The following is a 24,260-nucleotide window of genomic DNA, read 5'->3' as shown; positions in this document are numbered from 1 at the left end:
TCATATGTGATATCAGTCAAGTCGTCTCGATCACACCAGCCGCCGTGCCGCCTCTTCCCGGATCCGCTGGATCATCGAGCGCAGGCCGTTGGCGCGCTGGGCGGTCAGGTGTTCGAGCAGGCCGAGCTGTTTGAAGAGGTCGAGTGCGTCGAAAGCCACCACGTCGGAAGCTTTTTTGCCGGAATAGGCGGCAAGCACGATGGCGACGAGGCCACGCACGATGAAGGCGTCGCTGTCGCCGCGAAACATCATGTCGGGATCGGCGCCATCACCGGCCGAGACCGAGAGCCAGACCTGACTGGCACAGCCCTGCACCTTGTTTTCGGCCGTCTTTTCCGCATCCGGCAGGTCGGGCAGCGCCTTGCCGAGCTCAATCACGTACCGCATCCGGTCCTCCCAGTCGTCGAGGAAACCGAAGTCGTCGATCATTGCATTCAAGCTCGTCATGCTGCCCACCCGATGTTAAGTCGCACCGATATAGGCCAGACATCATCGCATTTGAACCGCCTGCGGCAAGGAAACATGTCGATGGGAAATGTAGAAGGCGAGATCTGTTGAAGTCGTGTGGCCGAAGACGGGTGTTCTAAGCAACGCCTCCCCCTTTCGCTTGGGCAGAAAAAAGAAAAGCCGCGTAGCTTTCGCCACGCGGCCCGGCAAAATGCCGAATTCAGTGAGGGACAGGCAGACAGGCATCCGGTCCATGGCGGGCCGGTTGCAAGCGGGGAGGGGGCGGACATCCGCCCCGGAATTCTTTGGGTAATCGCCCGGAAGGGCGGTGGTGTTCCCGCTCTACCCTTTAGGGCTTCGGCGGCTGGTAGGGTTGCGGCAGGTGTTTCGGCCGCGCCGTGGGCGTCACCGTGCCGGTGATGACGGGCGCCTCGGCTTCGATGATTGCGAGCTGCGGGGTCTCGACTTCCGGCTTGACGATCTCGACTGCGCCACGCTTCGGCGCAGCACCTTCGTTCGCCACGGCCGTCGCTCCGCCGTCGGTAAACTGCTTGTCGAGCAACTGATAGGCGACGAGCGCGCCTTCGCGGGCCCGCTGGCCGAGCGCCTGGATCGTCGCGGCACCCTTGTCGCAGACTTCCGGCTTCTCGACGCAGAGCGAGGTCACATAGTCATAGGCGCCGCTGGCTGCGGTCACGGCCGCACCCATGTCGAAGCCAGCGCCGTCTCTCTCCTCGGCCGGCGGCGCCGCGAGGAAGGACAGTGCGACCAGCGTCGCTGTGCAGTAGATACTTCCTTTGATCAGAAACCACATGGTCTTCACCAAATCCCTGTTGCCCGGTCTTTGCCGGAACGGTCCGGGTTAGTCCCCGAACTCATGAGAGCGACCCTAGGTTTGATTCGCGAAAATCGCTTTTCGAAACCCGGTCGGTTTTGATGCGAATTCGACTAAAATTTGAGTGATCTCTCCGTTTCGGGACGCTTGTCTAAAAGTTTAGCGGTCGGCGTTAAGCATAAATGTGGCGGCCACCCGACAATCCACTGCTTCTCGCGGGGGCGGGCGACCACAAGTCTTAACGGCCATTCGAAAAGTTGAATGATTTCAGCGCTTACGCCCCGTTAACCATGTTTCGGAAAGCCTCATCCGCCTGTCCTGTTTCGGGTCAGATCGACCCGGGAAGGCCCGTTCTGGGGCTCTGCCTTATCTATTCCTTAAGCGCGTGGGGCCTATCTTCCGGTCGATAAATCAGATGAACCGGTCGCGGATTTCTGGCGTGGTTGTAATGCGTAAAATGTCGGATGCACTGACGGTGACGATGGACGGGCTCTTTGCCCGCCTCCTGTCGCGTCATGCTGCCGGCCGCCCCGCCGAACGGTCGGAGACTGTCGCTCTGCGCAATCTGACGCTCGCCATGGCGCCGGCCTTCGTCGCCGTCCCCCTCGGGTTCACCCTATTCCTTGGCGCTGCCACCGGCCTGCCGATCGGCTTTGCCCTTGCGACAGCACTCCACCTCATCGCAGCCGTCGCCCTGATCTCCGGCCGCCGCCTCGGCACCCGCAGTGCGCAAGCGCGGCTCCCGGCCATCGAGCAATTCGCCGCCGATCCATACGAATTCTGCCCGGGCCTCTTCCTGACGCTCGATCCGGCCGGGATCATCACGAGTGCCGGTGGTCGCGACCGTCAGATGTTCCTCTCCTTCCTGCGTGAACCGCTGTCGCGACCCTTCGTCGAGCAGGTGCATGTCTCGGATCGGTTGGCCTTCGTCCAGGCGCTGGACGAATTGCGCCTCGGCGCCGATGTCGTCGTCGCCGATCTGCGCCTCGACCGCCCGGTGATCGGCCTCGATCAGGCCCAGTTCCTTAATGTCCGCCTCGACATGACCGCCGTGCGCGCCGACGATGGATCGCTTGCAGGCGTCCGCGCCCAGATGCTCGATATCGAAGGTGAGATGTCGATGCGCGATGAGGTTGCCCGCAAGGAAGAAGAGGCGAGTGCCGCCCACGAGATCAAGAGCCGTTTTCTGGCTGCCGTCAGCCACGAGATGCGCACCCCGCTCAATGCCATCCTCGGCTTTTCCGACATCCTCATCGGCGAATATTTCGGCAAGCTCGAAAACGACCGCCAGCGCGAATATGTGCAGCTGATCCGCCAGTCGGGCGCCCATCTCCTGTCTGTCGTCAACACCATGCTCGACATGTCGAAGATCGAGGCCGGCCGCTACGAACTGATGCTCGAGGATGTCGATCTTGCCGCCTCGCTCACCGAATGCGAGCGCATGCTGTCGCTGCAGGCCCAGACCAAGGGCCTGAAGCTGACCAGCCGTTTGCCGAAGGGCCTGGGCGGCATCAACGCCGATGGTCGGGCGCTGCGCCAGATCGTCATCAATCTGCTCGGCAACGCCATCAAGTTCACCGATGCCGGTGGCGCCGTGACCATCGATGCCATCAGAAGCGGCAACGAGGTGACCGTCAGCGTCAGCGATACGGGCATCGGCATCGCGCCGGAAAAGATGGCGCTGATCGGCCGCCCGTTTACACAAGTGCAGAACGATCTCAATCGCAACTACGAGGGTTCCGGCCTGGGGCTTTCGCTGGTAAAGGGATTGACGGCCCTGCATGGCGGCACATTCCGGATCGAAAGCCGGCCGGGTGAAGGCACCGTGGTCATGGTGACCCTGCCGGTCGACGGCTCGGGCGCCAGGGCTGTGGACGAAACCAACATGGTCGAATTCCCGCCGCGCCTGGCTGCTGCGGGAAACGAAAACAAGACGGGTGGGAAAGCGCCGGGGCATGACGAAGCGGAAGCGAAAATCGCCTGAGAAGAAGAAGGCGGGCAATACGGCTGTCCTCGTTCTTTCGAAGGGCGCGGGCGCGCTGGTGCGCCTGGCGGGCCGCTATCCGCGCGCCGTCGGCGGCGTCTTCTGCTTCTCGCTGATCTTCGGCACCATCGCAGCCAATGCTCTCTGGTATCAGCCCGGCCAGCATCCATCGCCCTTCCTGCGCACCCGCGATGCCCAGGATTTCACCGCACTCGCCGGCGTGCCGCGCGCACCGCTCTTGAGCGAGCAGGACCCTGAGACCGTCACCACCTTCCGCATCGAACGTGAGAAGCCGGCTTCCGAGGATGCCCCGGTCGAGACGGCCGCCGTGCGAAACGCCACTCCGGAGGCTGCCGCAGTGCGGCCCGCCGGCCTGCCCGCCAATGCCGAAGACGCAGCCGGTCTGATCCGCCAGGTTCAGGGGGAACTCCTTCGCCGTGGTCTCTATGACGGCGAGGCGGATGGGGTCATCGGCCCGCGCACAGAAACCGCCATCGCCGTCTTCCAGAAGACGGTCGGCATGGAGGCGAACGGCCTCGTCACGCCGGAACTGCTCGCAGCGCTCGCGCTCGATCGCGGCGTCACCGCCGCAGTACCCGCCCAACGTCCCGTGTTGGATGTGGACACCGGTGGCGAGGATCCTGTTGCCGCGGCGATCCGCAATTCCGAGGCCCAGGTCGTCACCGCCCCGCGCCGTCCCGTCGTCCCGGTCCAGGCCCTGCCACCCAAGGCGGTCGAATCGGCCGCTCCACCGCCAGTTCAGCAGGCAAATTTCGACCCCGGCCTGGTCATGGAGATCCAGCGCGGCCTGTCCAACATGGCCTACAGGAACATCACCATCGACGGCATCCCCGGCGACGACACCCGCGCCGCCATCCGCCGCTTCGAGCGCCATTACCAATTGCCGGAAACCGGCGAGCCGAGTGCTGCGGTGCTCAAGAAACTCAAGGCCATCGGCGCCCTCTGAGCCTTTCGTCTAGGCTAATTTTCATAAGCTCTAAAGTAATCTATCATTAATCATACCAGCGCTACTCTTCCTCGATTGGAGGAGGATGGACCATGACAGCTGCGATGATCGCGCATCGAGACGACGACCCGCATTCCGGAGAGCCGGTGACTGCACCGCGACCGGAGGCCGACGCCGCCACCCTGCGGGGCATTGTCCAGCGCCTGGCCGAAGAGGCCTCCACGCTCGGTATCGACCTCGTCGATATCGCTGGAGCGATCCAGGATGTGGCCGGCATTTCCAAACGCCATGCCGTCACTTTCGACGGTATCACGCGGACGGCCCTCTCCATCGCTGAAACCAACAGGGACGTCGCCGTCACTTTGCGCGAGACCGACCAGACGGCCGGCGAGGCGCGCCGCATGCTGACCGACAGTGCCACGCGGCTCACCGGCGCCGTCGACAAGATCGACCACATGGTCGAGACCTCGGAAGAAATCGGCACCGAAATCGGCAGCTTTTCCCAGTCGCTCGCCGAAGTCGACAAGGTCGCCGAGGAGATCGGCACGATCGCCCGCCAAACCAACCTGCTCGCCTTGAATGCCGCGATCGAAGCCGCAAGGGCAGGCGAGGCCGGCAAGGGGTTCGCCGTCGTTGCCGCTGAAGTGCGCGCGCTGGCGCTCCAGACATCCCAGGCGACGGGCGCCATTCAGGAAACGTTGAACCAGATCCGCGTGAAGATTGTCCGCCTGACGGATGCCGGACGTGGCGCAACCGCCAGCGCCCGCGACGTGCGCGAGACCTCCCAGGCGATGAACGCCTCCTTCTCCGCCATGGAGCAGGTTATCACCCGCATTCTTGACGGCTCCTCGGCCATGGCCCAGACGACCGACCAGGTCGACCGCCAGTGCTCGGAATTTGTCGCCACCTTGAGCGATATGTCGGCGGAAGTCCGCCAGTCCGATCGCCATCTGCAGCAGACCGCAGGTCGCGTCGACAAGGTCGTGGCACTCTCGGAAACGCTGATCCAGCTGACCGCAAGTGCGGGCATCCGCACTGCCGACAGCGACTGGATCGACACTGCCGTCGATGTCGCCGCCCGCATATCGCAGGTCTTCCAGCAGGCCGTGGACAGCGGCCGTATCCGCCAGTCCGACCTCTTCGACCGCAACTACCGCCCGATCCCGGGCACCGATCCGGTGCAGATGACGACCGGCTTCACCGATTTCACCGACCAGGTCCTGCCGGCCATCCTGGAGCCGATCGCCAGCTCGTCCGAGCGTATCGGCTTTTGCGCCCCGGTTGATGAAAACGGCTATCTGCCCACCCACAACAAGAAATTCTCTGCCCCGCAGCGCCCGGGCGACACGGTGTGGAACACCGCAAACTGCCGCAACCGCCGCATCTTCAACGACCGCGTCGGCCTCGCCGCAGGACGCTCCACGGCCCCCTTCCTCGTCCAGACCTACCGCCGAGACATGGGCGGCGGCAACTTCGTCCTGATGAAGGACATCTCCGCCCCGATTTTCGTTGCAGGTCGGCACTGGGGCGGGCTGAGGCTGGCGGTGAAGGTGTAATTACGAGATATTGAAGACGCGACTGGGGCGCTTGCTGAGGCAATGCAATTGCATTACCTTGCTATGGAAACCGATAGAGTGGTTCCGGACATGGCTGCAAGACCAGACGAGATATCCAAGTTGACCGATCGCTACCAGACCACCGTCCCGAGCGGAGTACGCAAGCGACTTCGGCTCGGTAAGGGTGACCAGATCCGCTATCGTACAGATGCGACTGGCCGCGTGTACATCGAGGCGGTGTCGGACGAGCCTGATCCGGCCATTGGCGCGTTTCTTGACTTGCTTGAGCGCGACATGATGTCCAATCCACAACGCCTGCGGGCGCTGGACGGGGACTTGGTAGAGCGGCTTCAGGCGTTGGTGGGGGATGTGGACGTCGATCTCGACGTGCCTCTGTCGGCAGATGACGAATAACATTGGCGCTCCCTTTGTCGCCAATGGTTGGGCTGTCTATGCGCACCCGCTCTTCCTCGATAAACTGGAGGCGCTGATTGACGAAGTTGAAGCGCGTCGGCACCGCGATCCGGAGACATGGCGCAGGAAAAATGCCACGAAACGTCTCGCCGCGATATTCAAACTGCTGAGAAATGACATTCCCGCCGATCCTGCATCTCCGCAGTTTCGGCAGGGCGAGACGTTGGGAATGCACCGGAAGCACTGGTTCCGTGCCAAGTTCTTTCAGCAGTATCGCCTGTTCTTCCGCTTCGACAGCAGCCGGAAAATCATTGTCTACGTCTGGGTGAATGACGAGGAAACCCTTCGCGCACATGGCAGCCGCTCGGATGCCTATGCCGTTTTCAAGAGCATGCTGGATGGCGGCGATCCGCCAGATGACTTCGAGACGATATTGGAACAGGCAGAGTCCGCCACCGCGCGCCTTTCCCGGGCAGTCAGGGCCTCGGACGAACTCTGAGCGCCGTAGCCCCACCCTCGACGCCACCCCTGCAATCCCCTAGAACCCCACCATGCGCATCCGATCCGACATCTTCGTCTCCGCACTTACCCGCCGGGTCTTTTCCGACGGCGGCTATGCCGCGATCGTGCACAAGGGGTCCGATGCTTCCGGCGCCATCTTCGTGCGCCAGCGGTTCCGCGATGGGTTGGAGACGCTCTATGGTCCGGCACCCCAGGCCATGATCGATGACGAGACACGCGACGACCGCATCTTCGAACCGCGCCTCCTGCGCGCCGAAGCCGAGGCCGTCGAGACACTGATCGCCCGTGAGCAGAAATTCGACAGTGATCTCTGGCTGGTCGAGATCGAGGTCGAGGATCTCGGGACCTATCTTACTCTTGCAGACGTAGCAGGCTGAGCGGCGCTGCACCCTCCCTTTGAAGGGGAGGGTCGGCGCAATGCGCCGGGGTGGGGAGACTGACCGCGACAGCGTCCGGAGGCCACCGCCTGGGCGGCCATCTCCCGGTGCCTGCTTCTGTTCCTCTTCAGATAGGTCTTACCGCTTGCGCGCCCGCAGCACCTGCCGCCCGTGTTCGTCGCCCACCGGCTGGCGCTTGGCAGAAGCCTGGTTGGCTGCGGTCAACCCTGTCACCGGTTGCGCCACCACCTTGCCACTCGGCTCGGCCGGTAATTCTTCGCCGGCGAACGTATAGCGGTCGGCGCGGATCCAGCTGTCGATCCGGGCTTCCGCCTGGTCCGGGTCGAGGTCGAAGAACAGGTGTTCCGCGCGGCTGGCGCCGTTTTCCCGGCGGGCGAGATGCGGATAGATATGCTCGAGCACGAAGATCGCCTCCCGATCGTCCATGGCAACGCCTGCAAGCGTGGTGGCGAGCTGTCGGCCGGAAATGTCGAGCAGGATGCGCTCGGCAAGCCAGCGGCTGGAGGAGAGAAGATCGGCAAGCGTGGTGGCGAAGAGACCGCCGTCATGCGAACGCGCGAAGCGGACCAAGAGCGCCGTCTGCAGCGGCGTCGCCTGGCGTCGGCCGAGCCGGTCGCCGGCTGCGGGGCGCTGCTGATAGGCCATGCGCTTGATCGTCTGGCGCAGTGTCTCCTCGCGTGAAGGCTCTGCCGGCACCGCCTCCGATGCATGGGTCTCGGCGGGCGTGGCGGCCGGCTCTCGGCTCGGAACCGCTTCCATTTCGGCAACCATCGCAGCGCCGGGCAGATCGGCCATCGTCAGTTCCGCCATGACCCTGTCGAAGCTTGATGGCTTGGGGGCCTCTCTTGGTTCGGCCTTGGCTGCCGGTTCCTGCGTCTTCTCGGGGCGCGGCGGCAGCGCATGGCGAAGGGATACAAGAGCATCGATCACGGTCGGCGACAGCCGCTCGCGCTTGACGATGGCGCGCGCATGGTCGGCGCCTTGCGTGCGGGCGATCATGATCAGCATGTCGTCGGACAGCGCCGGCGATGCGGCGAGGAAGGGGGCGGCGATGGCGATCGGCTGGCTGGCGATGAAGGCGGCGATCGAGAGCGGCAGGCTCGGGCTCTGCGACAGCGCCGCCACGGCCTCACGGCGGGCCTCGACAGAGGATCCGGCAAACAGCGGCTGGAACAGCTCGGCAAATTGTCGGAGTTCCGACTTGCCGGGGAAGGAGAGCGCCTGGAAACTCGTGACCGTGGCCATCAGAACGACATCCTTGTTCCGCGCGCCGGCCGGCCTTTCAAGCTCCCTGAACTGTTCGCTCACGACACACCACTCCAACGCAATACAGATGTGTGTGAGAATAGAACGAATTTGTTAGCAAGCTGTTAACTAACCTATGGCTTCTTGTGTGCAGGCGGATGGTCAAGGTTGATGATTCGCAGCATGTTTTCGATATTAGGCATATGCGTACCCCGGCCGTGGGGTGAACCGCGACAGGGGCACGCGTCTGAGAAAGGCGCAGATGATCCCGGTGCGTGTGAGACTTTCCGCAACATGAACCGGATGTGCCGGCCCTCTTAGAAGGAGGGCAGGGCGAGATGACCTCTCGACCCTCTCGATCTTTCTTCTCGAAAGGAGACGAGCATGGCGGATATCATCAGGATTTCGGACCGGCTGAACCTTCAGCGCCGTTCGACCCACACGACTGGCCAGAAGGCTGAGATCCTCTTCTTCACTGGCATACGCTACGAGCGGCTGGACCCGAACGCCATCTGGCCGCGCGTGGAACTGCCGACTTTGCCCGCTTTGCCGGCTCCACAGGGCCCCGTCTTCGGCCCCGGTCGTCGCCCCTGCTGACTGGTGATGGTGCCGCCAAACCGGTGCGGGTCTGTGCAGATCTGTGCGTGAGATTTCCGGTGCGGCAGACCGGATCTCGCCGCTGAGCACCACGGCCGTTCACCTCTGCAGCACACCGACCGTGCTGCGCCGGCCCGATTGCGTTCTGTGCCATCTATCGGCATGGCGCTGGCGTTCATGAAGTCTAAAATAGTTCTATCATATACAATAAACTTCAGAATTGCAGTATGTCGCTGCGATGTCTCAGGCTTTGTCTTCAAGCCTCTTCCGTGCGGAGCCTCGGTAATATTCCATGCTGGTGAAGATTGCCAAGGACCGCATCCGCAAAGGCATGTTCGTTGAAAGCGTCGCCTGTCCCAGCCGGGAATTTGCGCGCCGTCGCTTCCTGCTCAAGACCGATGCCGAACTCGCCGCCATCCTCGCCACATCCGCGGTCGAAGTGTCGATCAATGTGCGGCTCGGCCTCGATCCGGATGGGCGAAAGCCTCAGGCGGGCAAGTCCGATCGCCTGCGCGATCCGGTACGCATCGCGGCGGTCCGGCATGAAGTCTCCCAATCGGCACAGGCGCTGCGGGCAAGCCTCGGCGATCTCGCCGCCGGCGGCTCCCTCGACATGACCAGCCTCTCCCAGGCAGCCGAGGACAATGCCGGCATCTGGTCCGACAACACGGTCATTGCGCTGGAAGTGACCCGGTTGAAGAGCAAGGACGAGACGACCTACGTGCATTCGCTCGCCGTCAGCGGGATGATGACCTTGCTTGCCCGTTCTCTCGACATGGACGAGCAAACGACCGGTATCCTGGGCGTCGCCGGCATGCTGCACGATATCGGCAAGCTGCTCATCCCGAACGAGATCCTGACCAAGCCCGGCAAGCTCACCGATCAGGAGCGCTTGGTCATCCGCAATCATCCCGAGGCCGGTTATCGCCTGCTCAAGACCTATCCGGAACTGCCGCCCGTCGTGCTCGACATCTGCCGGCTGCATCACGAGGCGCTGGATGGCTCGGGCTATCCGCTGGGTCTGAAGAAGAAGGATCTCAGCATGCCGGTGCGGCTGTCCACCGTCTGCGACGTCTTCGAGGCGCTGACCTCGGTCCGACCCTACAAGCGCCCCTGGACGTCGACCCAGGCGCTGGACTGGATGTTTGCAAGACCGCAACATTTCGATCGCAAGATGGTCATCCGGCTCGGCAGCGTGCTGGCCGATACGCCGCTCCACTGAGATCGACCTGCCTCAGCGGCCTGTGAAGGGCATGCATTCGGCTTCTGCTAGAAAGGCTTTCGCTTCCGGCTCATAACTCGCCTGTGGCGCTAGCACCCTCAGCACGACATAGCCCTCGGTTCCCGGATGTTCGACCAGGATCGTCTCGGCGAGCGCGGCGATCGGCGTCTTGCGCAACTGCGCCACCTGCACCGGTGTTGCCACCAGCACGTCGAGATCGCCCGCAACCGATGTGCGGTCGTTCATCGAGAACACCTCGTTGGCATCCCGGTCATAGATCGCGACCGACCAGAAATCGACGCCGCCACCCAGCGCCACGAGCGAAAGCGGCTGCCGCTCGATGTCGAAATGGCAGACGGCGATGCGCAGATAGGGGTCGATGCTCGACAGCCCCACCGCATCGGGCTTGTCCGAAAGCGCATGGAAGACGAAGGGCACGCCTTCCGAGGTGACGCGGGTATAGGCGTCCCGGCCGGTGAAATGCGGCACGCCGAGAATGATGATGATATGCAGGAGGACCGCGCCGAAAACCCCTGTGATGACGGCGTAGAGTAGCTTGCTCATTGCCCGCACCCGATCTGCTCTATGACCGGCATGGAGAGCCCGGACAGACCCGTGGAGGCGGCGGCCGGCGTGTCGAGCAGCGTCAGCACCAGCTGGAACGCGCCCGTATCGGGAATGGCGAGCCAATTGCCGGATTTTGCGGTGCGCGAGATCACGATGTCGAACGAACCGTCTCGACGCCTCAGCACCGTCTGCGAATTCGTCGCTGCCGGCAGGTCGGCGCCGGCGTTCAGGCGCATGCCGTCGGCATCTGCGGCATAGAGTGTCCATAGCCGTGTCGTCGGTGTGCGCCCGCTCATCCGGTAGGAGCATGTCCCGGTCAGCGTCAGCCCCTCGGCATCGCGAAACGCCGTGAACTGCAGCCCCTCGGCCGATCCGTAGAGCAGCCGCCCGCCCTTGGCCCGGTGCGCCTTGGCATAAGGATCGGCCGCCGCCGTCTGCGCCGCCGGAAACGCCCGCCACCCCGCCACCTCGATCGCCCCGAACCCGACGGAGGCATTGAGCATCGAAAGCGCCGACAGGATCCCGCCACCGAAGGCGATGATCAGGGCGATGGCGACGATGAGCGGAACACGAAACACGGGCGGGTTGAGACCTCGGAATGCGCGCGCGAGGCGCCATGCGATAGAGCCCGAGGGGTATCACTGATTCGGGGGAGAGGGAAGTTTGGGGGCGTGGAGTGAATGGAAAGCAAAGGTAGGGCATTAACCCCTCATCCGCCTGCCGGCACCTTCTCCCCGCGAGCGGGGAGAAGGCCGAGACCGAGGCCGCTTGCTCCCCCTCTCCCCGCCTGCGGGGAGAGGGCAGGGGTGAGGGGCCTTTACCCCAATGAGTGCGGCCTGACGGAACCTTCGCTCCGAATGTCCTACCGCAGCACCCCCGTCGCCAGCGCCCGCTGGATCCCGCGCACATCCGTGCCCTTCTTCAGTGTCTTGGTCACCGGCGTCTCTGCGCCCGAAACCCAAATCTTCAGCTCGCTGTCGAGATCGAAAGTGCCCGCAGTTTCGACGGAGAAGCGGGTGATCGCCCGGTAAGGCACCGACATATAGTCCACCTTCGAGCCGGTGATGCCCTGCACGTCGATTAGGATCAGCCGCTTGTCGGTGAAGACGAAGACATCGCGGATCACCTTGAAGGCCAGCCCGACCTGCTCGCCGTCGATCAGGACGCCGTCGAGGCGTTTGGCCAGATCAGCCGGATCGACGCTCGATCCATGGCCCAGAATTCCGTCGAACAAACCCATCGTCATCCTCCTGATGTGTCGGAGCGGAGATGGGGAGGGCGCGCGAAGCCGTCAAGGTTGAGGTCGGTCCCAAGGGGCCTCAGACCTTCTCGCAAAAGGCGATCCGGTTGCTGAATGGATCGGTGACCGTCATCTCCAGCCCCCAGGGCGCTTCTTGCAGCCCGGGTTTCAGATAGCGGTAATCCTTCGCCGTCAGTTCCGCATGGAACGCCTTGATGTCATGCATCCAGGTGAAGGCCTTGGCGCCGGGCGATGCGTCGCCGGCATGTTCCGACAGATGCAGGACGCAATCACCCCGCGATACCTGGCAATAAAGCGGAAAATTCTCGCCGAAGCGATGCTCGAAATCGACCGTGAAGCCAAGGAAATCACGGTAGAATTCCATCGCCTTGTCGACATCGAAAATCCGGAAGATCGGGATGGGTGGCTGGTAGCGGATGGCTGGCAGCGGTTTCGGATCCGCCTCGATCCGGGCGGCGAGGATGTTCCACTGGTCGAAACCGAGCTGTCGGGCGACGAGCTCCAGAGCTTGAGAGTGGCTGATCTCGAGATCGGCTTTGGCAAGCTCCGCCTTCAGCGTCCTGGCCATCAGTTTGGCATCGCGAAAGTCGCGCATAGTCTTCCCTTCCAAAGTAGCAAACGGTCCAATCAGTGCCCGCGTCTGCTGATCCGTCGCCATCTTCCGAACGGGAAAAGGATGAGGAAGTCGTCTCGTGATGCGTTCACCATCGCGTTCTCTTGAGAACGCCGCGGGGCGGCAGGCTGCATCGGCCAGATCCGGAGACTAGCAGAGCCTATTCGCAAGACAAGAGGAGGGCGGATGAGGCGGGCACTTCAGTCCCCGCCAATTCGCTCGGATCCGCTCAGCCCACCCGCTCGTAAAACGCCTCCAGCGTCGCCACTTCAACCCCGAGCTTGGTGAGTGACGCATGCACGCTCATATGGTGCTCGTCATGCAGGATGAACCAGTCGTCGAAGCCGAAGCGTGTCTTCGAGCCGTTCGAATCGGGCACGTCACGGGCATATTGCCAGCGGAAGGCGCATCCGGCCTGTTCGCCCTCGGCCACGCCGTCGATCAGGGTCTCGCGGCCCTCGTAGCGGTTCTCGCTGCGCTTCAGGATCGTCCAGGACAGCGTGTCGGAATGACCGTCGTCGAAGAAATAGTCTTCCGTCAGCGTCAGCACATTCGCGCTCGGATCGAAGCGGCCGCGGGCGTCGATGGTGAAGCGGTTCTGAAAGCCTCCGAGCCGACCGATGGTCACGCCCCAGCCGCGCAGTGTGCCGGAAAAGAACTCCTCCAGAACAAACCTGGGCTCTCTGTCTGCAAAATCCTCGAGTTTCAAGGCGCCTCTCCTGGTTTGGGTGCGACGGCTTAAACACGAGGGCTGCGGTTGAGGTTCCCTGAACCTGGAACACGCAGCGTTCCCCCTTACCCTTTTTCCTGCGTCGCGCTATCTGGTCGTCAGACAACCTAATCTTAAGGAGGATCATCATGGGCAAGCGGATCGTGTTCACCGGCGGCAGCGGCAAGGCGGGGCGCCATGTCGTGCCCTATCTCCTGGACAAGGGCCACAAGGTCCTGAATGTCGATCGCGCCGTGCTCGATGTGCCAGGCGTGCATACGCTTTTGACCGACGTCACGGATCCCGGCGAAGTGTTCAATGCGCTCTCCTGCCATTTCGGCTATGACGGTTACGAAGAGGCGGGCGGCCCGAAGCCGGTCGATGCCGTCGTGCATTTCGCCGCCGTTCCCCGCATCCTGATGCATCCCGACAACAAGACCTTCGCCGAAAACACCGTGTCGACCTATAATGTCATCGAGGCCGCTGCCAAGCTCGGCATCAGGAAGGTCATCATCGCCTCGTCCGAAACCACCTATGGCGTCTGCTTTGCCGAGGGTGACAAGGACTATCACGAATTTCCGCTGACCGAAGATTACGACACCGACCCGATGGATAGTTACGGCCTCTCCAAGGTGGTCAATGAAAAGACCGCGCGTGCCTTCGCCATGCGCTACGGCATCGACGTCTATGCGCTGCGCATCGGCAATGTCATCGCGCCCGAGGACTACGCGGCCTTTCCCGGCTATCTCGCTGATCCGCCATGCCGCAAGCGCAATGCCTGGTCTTACATCGACGCCCGCGACCTCGGCCAGATCGTCGACCTCTGTGTGGCAAAGGATGGCCTCGGCTTCCAGGTTTTCAACGCGGTCAACGACACGATCACCGCGACGGTACCCACCCGGGAATTCCTAAGCCAATGGGCGCCGAACACGCCGATCACCGGCGATCTCGACGGTTTTGCTGCCCCGCTCTCCAACGCCAAGATCCGGGAGGTTCTGGGCTTCCGCGAAGAGCATGACTGGCGCAAATACGTCGCCGTCTGAGGCCGTAGCGGATCAAATCTCGCTCACTCGAATGTCAGCCGCCCGGATCTGATCCGGGCGGAACACCGCCGGCATCCTGTCGTTACCCCTGTGTTATCATGATGAAAAAATGAACATGGGAGGCTGGATATGGCCCAGGCACGCCGGACGGAACTGCGACTTCTCGACGAGACCGAGAAGGAGCTTGTGGAGGCCTCGCGGCATCCGGGATTGGCCGATCGCGCCGACGAGGATCTCGCCCGTCTGCGCAAGAACCTGCGCGAACGGCGCGACAAGGCGCGGGATGTCGCCAACCGCCAACGCCGCGAAATGCGGGGCAAGGCGGTGCCTTCGGGGGCAAAGCCTGCGGCAGACAATGCCGGCAGCCGCGAGAAGTTCGCCGCCCTCTCGGCCGCATTGCAGCGGGTCAATGGCGAGATTGCGAGACGCAAGCGTTTCGCCTCGCGCGACGAACTGAGGCGCAATGCCGAACAGGCGCTGGAAATGCGTCGCGCAGCCAGCCGGCCCAATCGCCCAAGCTCGCGCCGCACCAAGAAGGGCATGCGGTCGGTGCCAAACGAACGCGGCCCGGATCTGGTCAACCCGATGGAGGTCGGCCGCGTCTCACAATTCGTCAAGAACAGCCAGGCGAAGCGCGACAACCGCTGAATGCGTCGGAGTCTGCAGGGCAAACAGGGCTTCGCTGCGTGAAGACCCTGTCTGCCCTCACAAATTGCGGGGACAAATCCCAAAAAAGCCCAACGAATCACGAGGTTTCTTGTATATGAGGAATATACCAAAAACCCTTGATCCCTAGGGTAATCCTGCAAAATTCAGAGGAAACGTCTTGCCCGAGACGCGCATGGAAATCGCCAATTTTGCGCAGACCGAGATCCGCGGGCGGAACTTCGTCTCGTTCGATGTCGCGATGAACGGCCATGTCATCTCGACGGTCGATGCGCCGCTTCTCTCGGGGCGGATTCTCTGGTCTCATGCGGCCATTCAAGGTTTCGGCGAAGTCGAAGTCGGCGAAAGGACGATGCTGGAGGCCGAGATCGACCGGGCACTCGGCGGGCATGCGCCCCGCGCCGCGGACGATGCCGTCAGCCACTGATCCGGAAAGATCTCAGGCGTTCCAGCGCGGCAGAAGATAGGTCGCTGCAATTGCCACGGCCAGCGAGCAGATCACGGCCATGAGGAAGGCAATGACGAAAAGGCCTATGGCCTTGCCCGTGCCGATCGTCAGGTCCTGGCGAAACCAGCGGATCTGCGCCTGTCCATACCACAGGATGGCCGCGGCAAGGGCCAGCAGGCCGAAGACGAGGCCCTGCTCGCGCGGCATGATCAGGAAATCCACGGTCAACCCGATGAGGAAGACGAATGGCGCCGCCACGTAGCACTGGCTGAAGAAGGGCGGTCGAAGTGTGCGGCGCGTCACGCGAATGTTTCTGGCCACGAGAAGCGTCACTGCCATGGCCATCGGAAAGATGCCGAAGACGACACCGCGCGCAATCAGCAGGTTGGCGGTCGAGCTCGAGAGCTTGGTTTCCTGCGCAAAGCTGGGATCGACGGGAAAGGCGCCCGACAGCGCCTGAGACAGGAGCAGCGTGATCAGCAGGAAGAGCGGCGGGCTCACCGTGTCGTCATATTGCTCGTCGAGCTGGTCGTCGAGCTCGAGATCGGCGTAGCGCATCATGCTGAGCGGCCGGGTCAGCGCCCGCCAGAAGGTGAGGGGATAGAAGACCAGCCAGGACACCAGCTCGTAGAGCAGTTCCTCCAGCGACTTCAACAACCTCATGAAATCCATGCATCTTCCTCACATCGACCACCCCGCCGGGCATCCTAGCCCGACAAGCTTCAGCGTCAGACGATGCCAGCCGTGGCAGGTCTGCGCAAGGCCACGTGACCTCCCCCTTGAGGAGAGAGGTCGCCGCAAGGCGGCGGGCGGGGGTGAAACGGGTGCAGGCTGCCTCAAGGGTTACCCCACCCCCAGAGCTGCGCTCCGACCTTCCCTCTCAAGGGGAAGGGTAAGACCACCCTTGAGAATCGTGCCACCCCCTGCCAGTGTCGCGCAATTGCAATTCTGCCGGAGATCCGATGCTCGTCCTCTTCCGCAAGACCCCGATCCTCGGTGCGATTCTGGCCCAGGTTGTCGCGCTGCCTGTGGTGGCGGCCGTCACTGCACCGCTTTCGACCGCGGTCGAGCGCCTGCCGCTGATCGTGGCTGCACTTGTCCTGCAGGGCCTGATCGCCGCCAGCATCACGCGGATCCTGGGGCTCGCCCGCTGGTGGCTGTTGATCGCCTTCCTCTTTCCGCTCGCCATGGGCACGGCGCTTCTCATCGGCAATCTGCCCGCCTGGCCCTTCGGCATCGCCTTTCTTCTGCTGGCACTCGTCTTTTCCAACACGACCCGCGGCCGCATTCCCCTCTATCTCACCAACACCGAGACGACCTCCGTGTTGAAGGACCTCATGCGCGATCGCGGCGCGAGCCGCATGCTCGATCTCGGCTGTGGGCTGGGCGGCGTCGTCCGGGCGCTCGATGGCGAGGGAAGGCGCGCAGGCGGCGTGGAAAATGCGCCCGCCGTCTATCTGGCGGCGAAGCTGCTCTCAACCCTAAGCGGCCGGGGCGATATCCGCCGTGGCGACCTCTGGAAGACGGATGTCTCGCAGGAAGACGTGGTCTACGCCTTCCTCTCGCCGGCCCCGATGGCCGCACTCTGGCAAAAGCTCTCGACCGAAATGAAGCCCGGCAGCCTGTTCGTGTCCAACAGCTTTGCCGTGCCGGATGTCGATCCCGACGAGATCTGGGAACTGCAGGACGGCCGCAAGACGAAACTGTTTCTGTATCCGATCGGGAATGCGGACGGGGAGATCGCGGGGTGAGTTTTCCTCTCCCCGTCGGGGATAAGCCCGGCAGGGCAGAGGGGCGGCTGCGCGCAGATATCCGGTCCAGCGCGCGGTAGACGCCGATCCTGCCGGCGGTGGCCAAGCTGTGAGAGTGAGCGCTTTCGTAAGATAGTGCGTTAGCGCTATGACAAGTCGTGAAGGTCTTTGCCCAAGGCCGGCCCAACTTGCCACTCGCGGAACTTTACCTCCAATCCCGAACGCACGGGAGTGCAGCACATGGGGCCGACGAGATATCGATCCATCTTGGGGAACGGGCAGAGGCGGACCAGCGGCCAGGTCTGTCCATCGCCGGATGCCTGTATCCGCAGAACGCCCCTCTGGACGGTCACTCTGATCCAGAAATCCGATGGATCGCCTTCATATCGCCCCGTGGCCCAATCGGAGGTGTCATCCGTAAGCACACTGCCGAGCAAGCCATATCCATCCGAGAACTCGATCCCGGTCTTGACCCACCGTCTCTCGTCGAGCCTGACCATGAGGCCAGCCTGATCATAGAGATGTTGGAAATGCGCCTGGACTCGAACCTGAGCGGTGAAGTCGCCGTCGACCTCGAATGCGTAGAAGTGGCCGCTGTCGCGGACAAAGCCATAATGCGTCTGTCGCCAAAAATCCGTGTTTGCGTCGGTCGTTACGGAAAGTTCGATCTCCGAAGCTTCTGCCTTTGTGGGCTCATTGAGCCACCGTCCATTTTTAAGACTCTGCAACAGCGGCTCCTGTGACACGAGCGGACTAATCTGGCCGCTTTCGGAGAGCGTTTATCCCCAAAGAACCCAATTGCCGTCAATGGGCAAGGTGACAGCCACCTTCGGCTTTGCGCCATTTGCGGTCATGATGTAGTCTCCGCAGCGGGAGGCTTGTCGAGCCGCATCATGATTTCGTCATGGAAAACGTCGCCAACCTTTAGCGCTGCCAGGTCTCTTGCCCACTCCCGAAACCCGGCCTTGGAATATAGCCGACGGGCAGCGTGATTGCTTTCCACCACGGCGAGGCGAACGGTTGAACAGTGTTCAAACGCATATGTGACTGCTACATTCAGCAGACTTGCTGATAACCCGGTACCTCGGTACGCAGCCTTCACGTACATGCCCCAGATGGAAGCGCTATGCCGCGTCTTTGGACTTTCGCTGCGTGCAACCGCGATCAAGCCGCATAACTCTCTGGCTTCGTTGAACCCTCCAAACACGGCACTTTTTCTCAAGCGGTCTGCAAACCATTCGACGGATCGGCTGGATTCGTCTTCGAGGTCCGCGCCGAATGCCTCGGGGTGATCCTGCAAGCCCGCGAGGCGTGTTTCACGAAATTCTGGTGCGTCATCTGCCGAGAGGAGGCGAATGAGGAAATGTTGCATGAAAATTTAGCCTGACCCAATTGCGGTTACCAATTCGGAGGAATTTGCAGCATAGACATGATGGCCGCTTCGGCCGAAGTCCGCCATCACGCAAACCGCAACGATCTGACCGCATGAACCGCCGACGTCCGAGAGTCACCCAACAAAGCTGAAGTCATCTTCGCTGCGACCTCGATCCCGGCAACATACCAGCCCACCCACACCTTCAAGCCACCACCCGCTCCGAGTCCTCTGCCATACTCACCCGCCAGGCGTTGCGGCCGTCGCCCTTGGCGGCGTAGAGGGCGCGGTCGGCGATATCCAGTAGCCGGTCGAAGTCGCCGTCGGTCTCGATCGCGCCACAGGCGGCGCCGACGCTGATCGTCACATGTTTGTTGCGGTCGCCGGTAAAGCCATGCGCGATGCCGAGCTGGCGCACGGCGCGGCGCAGGCTTTCGGCGAGTGCCGGGGCCATGTCGGGATCTGCGCCCGCGAAGATGGCGAGGAATTCCTCGCCGCCATGGCGGGCGAGATGCGCCTCGACCGGCAGCGACCGGCGCATGGCGCGCGCCACGCGCTTCAGGCATTCGTCGCCGGCCCCGTGGCCATAGGCGTCGTTATAGGCCTTGAAGTGATCGACGTCGGCCACGAGCAGCACGACGCGTTTGGCCTCCTGCGGGATCTCGGTCCTCAGTCGCGCCAGTTCCATCTCGGTTCCGCGCCGGTTGGCGAGCCGGGTCAGCGGGTCGGTGACGGAGAGCCGGGCGAGGTCCTTGTTCTGGCGCGACAATTCCCGTTTCAGCGCCTCGTTTTCCTGCATCTGCAGATGGCTGCTCATCGCCTCCACTTCGAGCTGGTAGGAGACGAAGAGCGTCATGATCACGGTCGGCATGTAGACGGCCAGGTGCTGGATCACATAGCCGGGCGACGAGCCCTCCAGGAACCAGATGGCCGAGTAATTGAGGCAGAAGGTAAAGAGGCTGGCGCGCAGTGCCGGGCGGAAGGGCGAGGCGGCTGCGATGGTGATCGCCATCTGGAAGGTGGCGGCCGAATAATAATAGGTGAGCACGCCGGGGCTCGAACTCGACACCAGAATGACGCACCAGGAGATGTTGGCGAGCAGGGCAACCAGGATGGCGGCGTTTTCCTTGCGTTCGATCGGATGCCGGCCATTGATGTAAAAGAACAGGGCGATCGCGATCGGCAGCATCACGCCGAAGCGCAGCGTCGCCGACAGGAACGTGACATCACCCAGCAACCACAGATCGAACAGGAAACAGGCGAGGTAGAAGCACAAGACGCAGATCACGGCCGCCCGCAGCATCCGGCTGCGCAAGGGGGCACGATCTTCGAGAAAGGCCATGTATTCTTCCGCGGTCATGCGGGGCCTGGCGGGAAGTCCGAGCCATCTCATCATGGATGTCCAATCACCGATTGAAATAAGTCACCTTCGAAAACGCCGTGATCCTAGCTTCGACCCCCTTAATTTGGGGTGAAGGCAATGTACCAATACGAGAAATCATGGATGATCAAGGGCGGTATGGTTAACCAGGCGTAAACGCCGAGAGATTTGGCCCGTCAGGCGGCGGAAATCCGTTTCAATTCAGGATAGCAGGGCCTGATCCGGCCGCCCATGCGCCGGGGGAGGGCCGAATCAGCGACTGCACGTCGTGCACGCGCCCCGCGTCCTCAGCGGCCGGTAAACCTGTGATTGTCTTAACGTGTGGTTGCACCGGTAATATCAGGCTCGGCTGCGGCCTGTGCCGTGCCGGCGGCAGGAAGCGAGAGCCCATCCGCCGCCTTCAGCCGCAGCGCGAGGTCGCGGATCAGCCGCGTCGACTGGGCCGACAGCGAGCGTGGGCGCACCATGGGCGGTAGGGCATCCGGATTGGCGGCATCGGCGACAACAGGCTTGGCTTCCTTTTCCGGCATGGGCTGGTCGACGCCGGGAATGACCTTCAGGTCGATGCCCTGATGGGCATAGTCCATCAGCTTCTTGAAGGTCATGGCCGGCAGGGAGCCGCCCGTCATGTTGTTGGTCGACGTGTAGTCGTCATTGCCGAACCAGACGGCGCCCGTGTAGTTGCCGGTATAGCCGACAAACCAGGCGTCGCGGTATGCCTGCGTCGTGCCGGTCTTGCCGCCGGTCAGAACCCCGTCGACCGCCGCCCGCCGTGCCGTGCCGATATAGGGGATCTTGGTCATCATCTGGTTCATATAGGCCGCCGCCTGTTCGCTCAGGATCTGCGCTGCCTCCGGAGCGTCGCGCTCGAAATCGTAGAGAACCTCGCCGGCATAATTGCTGATCTGCGCAATGCCGTGGCGCCGCGATGCCTTGCCGCCGGCCGGCAGCACGGCATAGGCCGTCGCCTGATCCATGACAGTCACTTCCGCAGTGCCCAGCGGGATCGTCACGTCCTTCTTGATCGGCGTCTCGACCCCTAAGGCCTTGGTAGTCTGGATGATGGCATCGATGCCGAATTTTTCCTTGGCGAGGCGCACGGGGATCGTGTTGATCGATTTCGCCAGCGCCGTTTCCATGGTCACCCGGCCGGCATAGCTGCGGCCGTAGTTCTGCGGGCTCCAGTTGCCCCAGGAAATCGGCCCGTCGACCACGACCGTCTCCGGTGTGTAGCCGTTCTCCATGGCCAGTGCATAGGTATACATCTTGAAGGAGGAGCCCGGCTGGCGCAGCGCCCGCGTCGCGCGGTTGAACTGGTTTTCGCCATAGTCGCGCCCGCCGACCATGGCGCGCACGGCCCCGCCATTCTCGATCATCACGACCGCACCCTGGCGCACATTGTAGCTCTCGCCATATTCGCGCAGCGACGAGGCGACCGCCTCTTCGGCCGCCTGCTGCAGGCCGAGATCGATCGTGGTGCGCACGACCAGCGTATGGTCCTTGAACGTCGCCGCGATACGCTGCACCTCTTCAAAGGCCCAGTCGAGGAAGAAGTCCGGAGCTTCCTTCTTGTTGCGGTCGATGACGGAGGCCGGGTTGCGCCGCGCGGCGACCACCTGGCCCTCGGTCATCAGCCCGCTCTGCACCATGTTGCTCAAGACGTCGTTGGCGCGGGCACGCGCCGCCGGCAGGTTGACGTGGGGCGCATATTTCGCCGGCGCCTTGAACAGGCCGGCCAGCATCGCGGCTTCCGCCAGCGTCACCTCGGTGATGTTCTTGCCGAAGTAGAATTGTGAGGCCGCCGCCGCGCCGAACGTGCCGCCGCCCATATAGGCGCGGTCGAGATAGAGCGACAGGATCTCCTGCTTGGAGAGGTTCGCCTCCAGCCAGAGCGCGAGATAGGCTTCCTTGATCTTGCGCTCGATGGAGCGCTCATTGGTGAGGAAGAGATTTTTGGCGAGCTGCTGCGTCAGCGTCGAGCCGCCCTGGACCACTTCGCCAGCCTTGGCATTCTCGTTCATGGCGCGGGCAAGGCCGACGAAATCGATACCGAAATGGTCGAAGAATCGCCGGTCTTCCGTCGCGAGCACCGCCTTCACCAGGTGGTCCGGCAGTTCGTCGACGGGCACGGAATTCTCGTGGATGATGCCGCGATGGCCGATTGTATTGCCGTAGCGATCGAGGAAGGTGACGGCGAAATTGTCGTGATTGTGCCAGTCCGTCTTGGTTTCCTCGAAGGCGGGCTGGGCGAGCGCCAGCAGCAGGACCATGCCGGCCGTGCCGAGCGTCATGGCTTCGCCCGCGACTTCGAAGCCGAGTTTCGTCAGCCCCCGCACCCGGAAACGGCGGAAGAAGATGGTGATCTCCTCCCAGGCTTCAGTCAGGTCATAGCCGGCATTCCACAGCGTGGAATCGAGCCAGCTGTCTATTTTGAGGAAGACATGACGCTTGAGCTTCGGCGCAGGCGTGTCCGCAGTGTCGCCACGGTCCGGCCGGGCGTCCAGATCGCCACCGCCGAGGCGCTCCATGGGCTCCATATCGTCAGGCTTGTCGCTGTCGGCCACCGTGGCTTTTCCCGAAAACTTGTTGTCCGCTGCTTGACGCGCCCGCCGATAAGGATCAGGACCCATGCGGATTGCGGGCAGGTCGTCTTATTTGAGTGATGGGCGATTTGCCGCGAAAGGACAAGCGGTTTCGCGGGCCATGGTGAACCCGGCACCGGCTGAACCGAGCTTTTGGCCAGGGGCGTTGCAAGCCTGCCACCGGCTTTGGTCGGACCGCAGCACACACCGCCGCCGGATGCCCGATATGGCGCTGTGAAACGACAGTCAGTTGAACGAGACGATGACCGAAAAACCCTTCTGGAAGACCAAGACGCTCGCCGAGATGAGCAATGCCGAATGGGAAAGCCTCTGCGACGGCTGTGGCCTCTGTTGTCTCAACAAGCTGGAGGACTGGGAAACCGGCGAGGTGGTCTTCACCTCGGTTGCCTGCAAGCTGCTCGACGGCGACAGCTGTCGCTGCTCCGACTACGAGAACCGCCAGGCGACCGTGCCCGACTGCATCCAGCTGACGCTTCAGGGCCTGCGCGAAATCCAGTGGCTGCCCCCCACCTGCGGCTACCGCCTGGTCGACGAGGGGCTCGATCTCTACTGGTGGCACCCGCTGGTCTCGGGTAGCCCGGAGACCGTGCACCAGGCCGGCATTTCAGCCCGCGGCCGCACGATCTCTGAAGAGGGGCTGGATGTCGAGGATCTCGAGGATTACGTGGTGGATTGGCCGATGCGCGTTGGCGAGGAGCAGAGGTAGGGGGACGACCAGAGCAGTTTGTGCTCTCGATTGTTCGTCTAAGGCAACGCAACAGCAGAGTCCAATCAGTCGACAGTGCGCTCGTGAACCGCTCTGGCACGCCTGAGAATAGACTTGACCTCCAGCCACACGCCAAAGACAGCCACGGGGATGCCTAGGCCTATGAGCAAGATCAGAACGAATTTTTTCGGATCGGCTGGGTTCGTGATTGCATCAAGCAAGGTAATAGACGGAAGAAGGATGTAGAGAGAAATCCGAAAGGCGGCTCCGGCGCCGACTGATTTCATCCAGCGCGATCGTCGTGTCCTTTGTCGCGCCATCGCCTCACGCCGCCTCCGTCACGTTCATCTCCACCGTCAGCCCCGCTGCGACTGCCATGGTCACCAGCCCGTCGAGGGCGAAGAGGTCGATCTTCCCGCGTTTCAGGTCAGAGATTCTCGGTTGCGTGACGCCCAGCTGGCGCGCGGCTTCTGCCTGGGTCCAGGCTTTGGAAACAATATGCTGCTCGAGCGCTGTCATGAGCTTGGCTCGAAGCTTCATGTTTTCGGCTTCCGCCGGTGTGTCTTCGATGGCGTCCCAGATGCTGGAATAGGTTTCCTGGTTCATGTCTTGCGTTCCCTCATCAGTTCGCCATACCGCTTTGCGGCAAGTTCGAGATTGAGTTTTCCGGTCTTCTGGCTCTTTTTCTGGAAGCAGTGCAGCACGTAGACTGCTTCGGCAAAGCGGGTGACATAGACTATTCTAAACGCCCCGTTCGCATCTCTGATCCGGATCTCTTGGACGCCCGAGCCCAGGCCGGCCATGACCTTCCAGTCGCTGGGGTCGAAGCCATTCTGCACCCGATCAAGCTGATAGCCTGCCTCGCGCTTCGCCGTCGCCGGAAAGGTCCGCAGCTCTTGCAAAGCACTGCCGATGAACACGACGGGTTTCATGCTCAATCTATACAATATTTT

At 62.5% G+C, this 24,260-nt stretch carries 28 protein-coding genes; 13 read left to right on the top strand and 15 right to left on the bottom strand.

Going from position 1 to position 24,260, the window contains the following annotated elements:
• Positions 1-30: 30 nt before the first annotated feature.
• Positions 31-447 (bottom strand): SufE family protein, encoded by a 417-nt coding sequence (locus tag E9677_RS15400; RefSeq protein ID WP_136558932.1) that lies wholly within the window; start codon positions 445-447, stop codon positions 31-33.
• 349 nt (positions 448-796) lie between these two features.
• Positions 797-1,261 carry a DUF5330 domain-containing protein gene (locus E9677_RS15395; protein ID WP_136558931.1) on the bottom strand — a complete coding sequence of 155 codons (465 nt, stop codon included), beginning with the start codon at positions 1,259-1,261 and terminating at the stop codon, positions 797-799.
• 469 nt (positions 1,262-1,730) lie between these two features.
• Here E9677_RS15395 and E9677_RS15390 point away from each other — a divergent pair, with 469 nt between their 5' ends.
• The 6 genes from E9677_RS15390 (at position 1,731) to E9677_RS15365 (ending at position 7,102) form a co-directional block, all read left to right on the top strand.
• Complete coding sequence (locus E9677_RS15390) at positions 1,731-3,266, top strand: sensor histidine kinase (protein ID WP_235882967.1); 1,536 nt, start codon at positions 1,731-1,733, stop codon at positions 3,264-3,266.
• Positions 3,238-4,233 carry a peptidoglycan-binding domain-containing protein gene (locus E9677_RS15385; protein WP_136558930.1) on the top strand — a complete coding sequence of 332 codons (996 nt, stop codon included), beginning with the start codon at positions 3,238-3,240 and terminating at the stop codon, positions 4,231-4,233. Before E9677_RS15390 ends, E9677_RS15385 begins: the two co-directional genes overlap by 29 nt.
• A 92-nt stretch (positions 4,234-4,325) precedes the next feature.
• On the top strand, positions 4,326-5,789 hold the full coding sequence (locus E9677_RS15380; RefSeq protein ID WP_408014723.1) for a methyl-accepting chemotaxis protein: 1,464 nt from the start codon (positions 4,326-4,328) through the stop codon (positions 5,787-5,789).
• A 120-nt stretch (positions 5,790-5,909) separates the two neighbouring features.
• Positions 5,910-6,203 (top strand): type II toxin-antitoxin system PrlF family antitoxin, encoded by a 294-nt coding sequence (locus E9677_RS15375; RefSeq protein ID WP_235882966.1) that lies wholly within the window; start codon positions 5,910-5,912, stop codon positions 6,201-6,203.
• Positions 6,157-6,702 carry a type II toxin-antitoxin system YhaV family toxin gene (locus tag E9677_RS15370; RefSeq protein ID WP_408014722.1) on the top strand — a complete coding sequence of 182 codons (546 nt, stop codon included), beginning with the start codon at positions 6,157-6,159 and terminating at the stop codon, positions 6,700-6,702. Before E9677_RS15375 ends, E9677_RS15370 begins: the two co-directional genes overlap by 47 nt.
• Before the next feature lie 52 nt (positions 6,703-6,754).
• Complete coding sequence (locus E9677_RS15365; protein ID WP_136558927.1) at positions 6,755-7,102, top strand: DUF1491 family protein; 348 nt, start codon at positions 6,755-6,757, stop codon at positions 7,100-7,102.
• A 138-nt stretch (positions 7,103-7,240) separates the two neighbouring features.
• Here the strand turns inward: E9677_RS15365 and E9677_RS15360 are convergent, their stop codons facing one another.
• The gene (locus E9677_RS15360) at positions 7,241-8,368 is read right to left on the bottom strand and encodes a DUF2336 domain-containing protein (RefSeq protein ID WP_136559080.1); all 1,128 of its coding nucleotides are present in this window, start codon (positions 8,366-8,368) and stop codon (positions 7,241-7,243) included.
• A gap of 384 nt (positions 8,369-8,752) precedes the next feature.
• Between E9677_RS15360 and E9677_RS15355 the strand changes: the two genes are divergently transcribed.
• Together E9677_RS15355 and E9677_RS15350 are read left to right on the top strand one after the other, a co-directional pair.
• The gene (locus tag E9677_RS15355) at positions 8,753-8,965 is read left to right on the top strand and encodes a hypothetical protein (protein WP_136558926.1); all 213 of its coding nucleotides are present in this window, start codon (positions 8,753-8,755) and stop codon (positions 8,963-8,965) included.
• Positions 8,966-9,257: 292 nt separating this feature from the next.
• The gene (locus E9677_RS15350; protein WP_136558925.1) at positions 9,258-10,187 is read left to right on the top strand and encodes an HD-GYP domain-containing protein; all 930 of its coding nucleotides are present in this window, start codon (positions 9,258-9,260) and stop codon (positions 10,185-10,187) included.
• Between the two features lie 12 nt (positions 10,188-10,199).
• Here the strand turns inward: E9677_RS15350 and E9677_RS15345 are convergent, their stop codons facing one another.
• The 5 genes from E9677_RS15345 to E9677_RS15325 all read right to left on the bottom strand — a co-directional run bounded on the left by E9677_RS15345 (position 10,200) and on the right by E9677_RS15325 (position 13,337).
• Positions 10,200-10,751: a DUF1254 domain-containing protein gene (locus E9677_RS15345; protein ID WP_136558924.1), complete on the bottom strand. Its 552-nt coding sequence runs from the start codon at positions 10,749-10,751 to the stop codon at positions 10,200-10,202.
• Positions 10,748-11,332: a DUF1214 domain-containing protein gene (locus E9677_RS15340; RefSeq protein ID WP_136558923.1), complete on the bottom strand. Its 585-nt coding sequence runs from the start codon at positions 11,330-11,332 to the stop codon at positions 10,748-10,750. Before E9677_RS15340 ends, E9677_RS15345 begins: the two co-directional genes overlap by 4 nt.
• 284 nt (positions 11,333-11,616) lie before the next feature.
• Positions 11,617-11,994: a PH domain-containing protein gene (locus tag E9677_RS15335; protein ID WP_136558922.1), complete on the bottom strand. Its 378-nt coding sequence runs from the start codon at positions 11,992-11,994 to the stop codon at positions 11,617-11,619.
• 79 nt (positions 11,995-12,073) lie between these two features.
• Complete coding sequence (locus E9677_RS15330; protein WP_136558921.1) at positions 12,074-12,610, bottom strand: glyoxalase superfamily protein; 537 nt, start codon at positions 12,608-12,610, stop codon at positions 12,074-12,076.
• A gap of 247 nt (positions 12,611-12,857) precedes the next feature.
• On the bottom strand, positions 12,858-13,337 hold the full coding sequence (locus E9677_RS15325) for a DUF3833 family protein (RefSeq protein WP_136558920.1): 480 nt from the start codon (positions 13,335-13,337) through the stop codon (positions 12,858-12,860).
• A gap of 149 nt (positions 13,338-13,486) precedes the next feature.
• Here E9677_RS15325 and E9677_RS15320 point away from each other — a divergent pair, with 149 nt between their 5' ends.
• The 3 genes from E9677_RS15320 to E9677_RS15310 all read left to right on the top strand — a co-directional run bounded on the left by E9677_RS15320 (position 13,487) and on the right by E9677_RS15310 (position 15,473).
• Positions 13,487-14,380, top strand: coding sequence for an NAD-dependent epimerase/dehydratase family protein (locus E9677_RS15320; protein ID WP_136558919.1), 894 nt, complete (start codon positions 13,487-13,489; stop codon positions 14,378-14,380).
• A 129-nt stretch (positions 14,381-14,509) separates the two neighbouring features.
• Entirely contained in the window at positions 14,510-15,028 is a 519-nt protein-coding gene (locus tag E9677_RS15315) for a hypothetical protein (RefSeq protein ID WP_136558918.1), read from the top strand.
• A 178-nt stretch (positions 15,029-15,206) separates the two neighbouring features.
• The gene (locus E9677_RS15310) at positions 15,207-15,473 is read left to right on the top strand and encodes a hypothetical protein (protein ID WP_136558917.1); all 267 of its coding nucleotides are present in this window, start codon (positions 15,207-15,209) and stop codon (positions 15,471-15,473) included.
• A 12-nt stretch (positions 15,474-15,485) separates the two neighbouring features.
• Here E9677_RS15310 and E9677_RS15305 read toward each other — a convergent pair whose 3' ends face one another.
• Positions 15,486-16,166 carry a permease gene (locus tag E9677_RS15305; RefSeq protein ID WP_136558916.1) on the bottom strand — a complete coding sequence of 227 codons (681 nt, stop codon included), beginning with the start codon at positions 16,164-16,166 and terminating at the stop codon, positions 15,486-15,488.
• A gap of 290 nt (positions 16,167-16,456) precedes the next feature.
• Here E9677_RS15305 and E9677_RS15300 point away from each other — a divergent pair, with 290 nt between their 5' ends.
• Positions 16,457-17,245 carry a class I SAM-dependent methyltransferase gene (locus E9677_RS15300; RefSeq protein ID WP_136558915.1) on the top strand — a complete coding sequence of 263 codons (789 nt, stop codon included), beginning with the start codon at positions 16,457-16,459 and terminating at the stop codon, positions 17,243-17,245.
• A 146-nt stretch (positions 17,246-17,391) separates the two neighbouring features.
• On the opposite strand, the gene E9677_RS15295 is transcribed toward E9677_RS15300, so the two are convergent.
• The 4 genes from E9677_RS15295 to E9677_RS15280 all read right to left on the bottom strand — a co-directional run bounded on the left by E9677_RS15295 (position 17,392) and on the right by E9677_RS15280 (position 22,535).
• The gene (locus E9677_RS15295; RefSeq protein WP_136558914.1) at positions 17,392-17,973 is read right to left on the bottom strand and encodes a DUF1349 domain-containing protein; all 582 of its coding nucleotides are present in this window, start codon (positions 17,971-17,973) and stop codon (positions 17,392-17,394) included.
• A 122-nt stretch (positions 17,974-18,095) separates the two neighbouring features.
• Positions 18,096-18,617 carry a GNAT family N-acetyltransferase gene (locus E9677_RS15290; protein WP_136558913.1) on the bottom strand — a complete coding sequence of 174 codons (522 nt, stop codon included), beginning with the start codon at positions 18,615-18,617 and terminating at the stop codon, positions 18,096-18,098.
• A 205-nt stretch (positions 18,618-18,822) separates the two neighbouring features.
• Positions 18,823-19,959, bottom strand: coding sequence for a GGDEF domain-containing protein (locus tag E9677_RS15285; RefSeq protein WP_235882965.1), 1,137 nt, complete (start codon positions 19,957-19,959; stop codon positions 18,823-18,825).
• Between the two features lie 353 nt (positions 19,960-20,312).
• Complete coding sequence (locus tag E9677_RS15280; RefSeq protein ID WP_408014733.1) at positions 20,313-22,535, bottom strand: transglycosylase domain-containing protein; 2,223 nt, start codon at positions 22,533-22,535, stop codon at positions 20,313-20,315.
• A 307-nt stretch (positions 22,536-22,842) separates the two neighbouring features.
• Between E9677_RS15280 and E9677_RS15275 the strand changes: the two genes are divergently transcribed.
• Positions 22,843-23,307, top strand: coding sequence for a YcgN family cysteine cluster protein (locus E9677_RS15275; protein WP_136558911.1), 465 nt, complete (start codon positions 22,843-22,845; stop codon positions 23,305-23,307).
• A 324-nt stretch (positions 23,308-23,631) separates the two neighbouring features.
• Here E9677_RS15275 and E9677_RS15270 read toward each other — a convergent pair whose 3' ends face one another.
• Both E9677_RS15270 and E9677_RS15265 read right to left on the bottom strand, forming a co-directional pair.
• On the bottom strand, positions 23,632-23,913 hold the full coding sequence (locus E9677_RS15270) for a helix-turn-helix domain-containing protein (RefSeq protein WP_136558910.1): 282 nt from the start codon (positions 23,911-23,913) through the stop codon (positions 23,632-23,634).
• Complete coding sequence (locus E9677_RS15265; protein WP_136558909.1) at positions 23,910-24,239, bottom strand: type II toxin-antitoxin system RelE/ParE family toxin; 330 nt, start codon at positions 24,237-24,239, stop codon at positions 23,910-23,912. Before E9677_RS15265 ends, E9677_RS15270 begins: the two co-directional genes overlap by 4 nt.
• Positions 24,240-24,260 lie beyond the last annotated feature (21 nt).

Origin of the sequence: Peteryoungia rhizophila, assembly GCF_004912145.1 — a bacterium.
Classification (GTDB): domain Bacteria; phylum Pseudomonadota; class Alphaproteobacteria; order Rhizobiales; family Rhizobiaceae; genus Allorhizobium; species Allorhizobium rhizophilum.
The sequence above is the reverse complement of the archived record's forward strand: the minus strand, read 5'-3'. Positions and strand labels throughout refer to the sequence as shown.

Coding starts and splice junctions, on each gene's coding strand:
- E9677_RS15290 (WP_136558913.1), bottom strand. CDS start 18,617: ATGCAACATTTCCTCATTCGCCTCCTCTCGGCAGATGACGCACCAGAA.
- E9677_RS15270 (WP_136558910.1), bottom strand. CDS start 23,913: ATGAACCAGGAAACCTATTCCAGCATCTGGGACGCCATCGAAGACACA.
- E9677_RS15350 (WP_136558925.1), top strand. CDS start 9,258: ATGCTGGTGAAGATTGCCAAGGACCGCATCCGCAAAGGCATGTTCGTT.
- E9677_RS15275 (WP_136558911.1), top strand. CDS start 22,843: ATGACCGAAAAACCCTTCTGGAAGACCAAGACGCTCGCCGAGATGAGC.
- E9677_RS15330 (WP_136558921.1), bottom strand. CDS start 12,610: ATGCGCGACTTTCGCGATGCCAAACTGATGGCCAGGACGCTGAAGGCG.
- E9677_RS15395 (WP_136558931.1), bottom strand. CDS start 1,261: ATGTGGTTTCTGATCAAAGGAAGTATCTACTGCACAGCGACGCTGGTC.
- E9677_RS15305 (WP_136558916.1), bottom strand. CDS start 16,166: ATGGATTTCATGAGGTTGTTGAAGTCGCTGGAGGAACTGCTCTACGAG.
- E9677_RS15380 (WP_408014723.1), top strand. CDS start 4,326: ATGACAGCTGCGATGATCGCGCATCGAGACGACGACCCGCATTCCGGA.
- E9677_RS15365 (WP_136558927.1), top strand. CDS start 6,755: ATGCGCATCCGATCCGACATCTTCGTCTCCGCACTTACCCGCCGGGTC.
- E9677_RS15385 (WP_136558930.1), top strand. CDS start 3,238: ATGACGAAGCGGAAGCGAAAATCGCCTGAGAAGAAGAAGGCGGGCAAT.
- E9677_RS15300 (WP_136558915.1), top strand. CDS start 16,457: ATGCTCGTCCTCTTCCGCAAGACCCCGATCCTCGGTGCGATTCTGGCC.
- E9677_RS15320 (WP_136558919.1), top strand. CDS start 13,487: ATGGGCAAGCGGATCGTGTTCACCGGCGGCAGCGGCAAGGCGGGGCGC.
- E9677_RS15390 (WP_235882967.1), top strand. CDS start 1,731: ATGCGTAAAATGTCGGATGCACTGACGGTGACGATGGACGGGCTCTTT.
- E9677_RS15360 (WP_136559080.1), bottom strand. CDS start 8,368: ATGGCCACGGTCACGAGTTTCCAGGCGCTCTCCTTCCCCGGCAAGTCG.
- E9677_RS15370 (WP_408014722.1), top strand. CDS start 6,157: ATGTGGACGTCGATCTCGACGTGCCTCTGTCGGCAGATGACGAATAAC.
- E9677_RS15285 (WP_235882965.1), bottom strand. CDS start 19,959: ATGGCCTTTCTCGAAGATCGTGCCCCCTTGCGCAGCCGGATGCTGCGG.
- E9677_RS15355 (WP_136558926.1), top strand. CDS start 8,753: ATGGCGGATATCATCAGGATTTCGGACCGGCTGAACCTTCAGCGCCGT.
- E9677_RS15335 (WP_136558922.1), bottom strand. CDS start 11,994: ATGGGTTTGTTCGACGGAATTCTGGGCCATGGATCGAGCGTCGATCCG.
- E9677_RS15345 (WP_136558924.1), bottom strand. CDS start 10,751: ATGAGCAAGCTACTCTACGCCGTCATCACAGGGGTTTTCGGCGCGGTC.
- E9677_RS15400 (WP_136558932.1), bottom strand. CDS start 447: ATGACGAGCTTGAATGCAATGATCGACGACTTCGGTTTCCTCGACGAC.
- E9677_RS15265 (WP_136558909.1), bottom strand. CDS start 24,239: ATGAAACCCGTCGTGTTCATCGGCAGTGCTTTGCAAGAGCTGCGGACC.
- E9677_RS15315 (WP_136558918.1), top strand. CDS start 14,510: ATGGCCCAGGCACGCCGGACGGAACTGCGACTTCTCGACGAGACCGAG.
- E9677_RS15280 (WP_408014733.1), bottom strand. CDS start 22,535: ATGGAGCCCATGGAGCGCCTCGGCGGTGGCGATCTGGACGCCCGGCCG.